This is a genomic window from Methylobacterium sp. WL103, assembly GCF_008039885.1.
Lineage (GTDB): Bacteria > Pseudomonadota > Alphaproteobacteria > Rhizobiales > Beijerinckiaceae > Methylobacterium > Methylobacterium cerastii.
On sequence record NZ_VRUX01000447.1, the window covers coordinates 1 to 3,553 of the forward strand.

Here is a 3,553-nt window from a genome sequence, read left to right on the forward strand (position 1 = left end):
GAGCTCGCGCGCCCGGGCGCGCGCCTCGCGCCGGGGAGTGCCGTGCGCGATCGGGCCGGCGGTGATGATCTGCTCGACGGTGCGGCGCGGGTTCAGGGACGCGAACGGGTCCTGGAAGATCATCTGGATGCGTCGCCGCTCGTCGCGCAGGGCGCGCGGCGCCAGCGCCGTGTAGTCGAGGCTGCCGAGGCGCACCGTGCCCCGGTCCGGCTCGATCAGCCGGATCGCGAGGCGGGCGGTGGTGGACTTGCCCGATCCGGATTCGCCGACGAGGCCGAGGGTCTCCCCGCGTCGGACCTCGAAGCCCACCTCCTTCACCGCCGCGATCACGCGCGGCTTGCCGAACAGGCCGCCCCGCGTCGCGTAGGTCTTGGTCAGGCCGATGGCCGAGAGCGCCAGCGGCGCGTCCGCGCGGGAAGCGCGGGCCGGCGGCACCAGGCTCGGCACCGCCGCGAGCAGGGCCTGGGTGTAGGGGTGCTGCGGATGCTGAAGGACGGTCTCGGCGCTGCCCTGCTCCACCAGTCGCCCGCGCTGGAGCACGGCGACATGGTCGGCGATGTCGGCCACCACGCCGAAATCGTGGGTGATGAACAGGACGCTCATGCCGCGCCGCCGCTGCAGGTCGCGGATCAGCTTGAGGATCTGGGCCTGGGTGGTGACGTCGAGCGCCGTGGTCGGCTCGTCGGCGACGAGGATCGAGGGTTCGAGGGCGAGCGCCATGGCGATCATCGCGCGCTGGCGCTGGCCGCCGGAGAGCTGGTGCGGGTAGGCGCGCACGATCTGGCCCGGATCGGGCAGGCCGACCTCGGTGGCGAGCGCGACGGCCCGGTTCCTGCGCTCGGCCGGCGTGAGGAGGCCGTGCGCCTCGAACATCTCGGCGATCTGGTCGCCGATGCGCATGACCGGGTTGAGGGCGGTCATCGGCTCCTGGAACACCATGGCGATGCGGCGACCGCGCAAGGCACGCCAGCCGCGCTCTTCCAGGGTCAGGAGGTCCCGCCCCTCGAACAGGATCTGCCCGCCGACCGGCTTCAGCGCGCGAGGCAGGAGGCCGGTGAGCGCGTAGGCGCTCATCGACTTGCCCGAGCCCGACTCGCCGACGACGCAGAGGATCTTGCCCGGCATCAGGTCGAGGGAGAGGTCCTCGACCGCATGGGGACGGTCCGAGCCCTTCGGCAGCGCCAGGGTGAGATTCCGGATGCGGACGACGGGCTCGTTCATGCTTAGGCTCCCTTGAGGGCTTCGCGCCGGGCGAGCACCGCCGGCCCGGTCTCGGCGAGGTCCCAGTACAGGCCCGCCATCAGCATCAGGGCCTCGCGCGAAGGCGGCCCGAGCAGGTGCTCGTCGGGGCCGTGCTGGAGGCAGGCCGGGTAGGAATGCGGCACCCACAGGGTCGGCAGGCCGAGGATCTCCGAGAAGGCGTCGTTGGGCAGCGAGCCGCCGAGGTTCGGCAGCAGGGCCGGACGCTTGCCCGTGCTCTCGGCGATCGAAGCCAGTACCCAGTCGACCCACGGGTCCTCGATGGGGAGCCGGGTGGCGCGGAACACCTCCGTGCGGGCGGCGCGGACCTCGACCATGGGGTAGCCGTGGGCGTCGAGGTGGGCGCGCACGGCCGGCAGGATGCCTTCCCAGTCGGTGCCGACGACGAAGCGCAACTGCAGCGTCGCCTTGGCGGTGGGCGGCACGGCGTTGAGCGGCCCGTCCGGGTCGCCGGTCTTGAAGGCCAGCACCTCGAGGGTGTTCCAGCCGAACACGCGCTCGGCCGCGGACAGCCCCGGCTCGCCCCAATCGGCGTCGATCGCCGGCGCGGTCGGGTCGGTGCCCACAGCGATGTCGGCGAGCGCCGCGCGGACGTTGTCGGGGATCGCGGGCGGGCGCAGGGCGTCGAGGAGGATCTTGCCGCGCCCGTCGACGAGGGTGGCGATGGCGTTGGCCAGCACCGTGCCGGGGTTGCGCAGCAGGCCGCCCCAGTTGCCGGAATGGTGGCTGCCCTCGCGCAGGTCCAGCAGCATCTCGAAGGTGTAGCCGCCGCGCGAGCCGAGGAAGACCGTCGGCCGCTCGGCGCTGACGCGGGGACCGTCCGAGGCGATGAGCACGTCGGCCTTGAGCGCTTCGGCCTCGGCGCGGCAAAGGTCGCGCAGTCCCGGCGAGCCGGATTCCTCGCCCATCTCGATCAGCAGCTTGGTGTTGAAGCCGAGCCGCCCCTCGCGCGCCGCCATCACCGCCGCCAGCGCGCCGAGGTTGAGGATATGCTGGCCCTTGTTGTCGGCGGTGCCGCGGCCGTACCAGCGCTCGCCCTCGATGGTGATCGTCCAGGGGGCGAGGCCTTCGCGCCACTGCTCGGGGTAGCCGCGCACGGTGTCGCCGTGTCCGTAGATCAGCACGGTGGGCAGCGCGTCGCCCTCGTGGCGCTCGGCGATCAGGAACGGGCCGTGGACGCCGTCCGGGTTGTCGAGGATGCGGCTGGTGAAGCCGAGCGGTGCGATCCGCGGGACCAGGAAGTCGGTGAGATAGGCCCTCAGCTTCGGCAGCTGCCCCGAGGTCTGGCTCTCGGTCTGGCGGGCGACGGCGTCCTGCAGCACGCTGAGGAAGCCGCCCTCGTCGTAGTGGCGCGCGGCGCGCGCGATCGCGTCGTGTCGGGACATGGGCTCACTCGATCTTGGTGCGGTGGGGTTTTCTGCGGGGCAGGGGCGGTTCAGCGCCGCCCCTCGGGGGCGGTGACGTCGCGGATGCCGTCGCCGAGCAGGTTGATCGCCAGGACGAGGACCAGGAGCGCGATGCCCGGAATGGTGATGACCCAGGGCTGGAAGAACATGTACGGCTTGCCCTCGGCGATCATCAGGCCCCAGGACGGCAGCGGCGGCTGCACGCCGAGGCCCAGGAAAGACAGGGCGGCCTCGAGCAGGATGGCGTGCGCCATCTCCAGGGTCGCCACCACGATGAGCGCGTTGAGGATGTTCGGCAGCACCTCCTGGAACAGGATGCGGGCCGGGGAGAAGCCCGTGGCGCGGGCCGCGGCGATGAAGTCCTGGTCGCGGATCTGCCGGGTCGCCGCGCGGGTGACCACGGCGAAGCGGTCCCAGAGCAGGAAGCCGAGCACCAGCACCACCACCTTCAGCGAGCCGCCGACGAGGGAGGCCATGGCGAGCGCCACCAGCACCACCGGCATCGCCAGCCGCGTGGTGACGACGTAGCTCACCACCGCGTCGACCCGGCCGCCGAAATAGCCGGCGCAGATGCCGAGCGTCGTGCCGATCACGCCCGAGATGGCCGCCGCTGCGATCCCGATCAGCAGGGAAATCTGGCTGCCGTAGATCAGGCGGCTGAGGTAGTCGCGCCCAAGCTTGTCGGTGCCGAGCACGTGGTCCCACGTGCCCTTCGCCTGCCAGATCGGCGGGATCAGGCGCCGTGAGACGTCCTGGGCGTAGGGATCGTGGGGCGCGATCAGCGGGGCGGCGAGCGCGCAGAGCAGGATGGTCCCGAGGATGCCGGCACCGATCACGAAGCCGCCGTGGCGGAGCCCGCGCCGGAGCGCCAGGGCGGTGGGCGAGCG

At 72.2% G+C, this 3,553-nt stretch carries 3 protein-coding genes; all 3 read right to left on the bottom strand.

The features are described from left to right. The coding region (locus FV222_RS20295) for an ABC transporter ATP-binding protein (RefSeq protein ID WP_147815494.1) at positions 1-1,221 on the bottom strand (1,221 nt) is incomplete at its 3' end. A 2-nt stretch (positions 1,222-1,223) separates the two neighbouring features. Beyond that, entirely contained in the window at positions 1,224-2,645 is a 1,422-nt protein-coding gene (locus FV222_RS20300; RefSeq protein ID WP_147815495.1) for a M20 family metallopeptidase, read from the bottom strand. Between the two features lie 50 nt (positions 2,646-2,695). Further along, positions 2,696-3,553 (bottom strand): ABC transporter permease (locus FV222_RS20305; protein ID WP_147815496.1); only part of this gene is annotated, 858 nt, incomplete at its 5' end.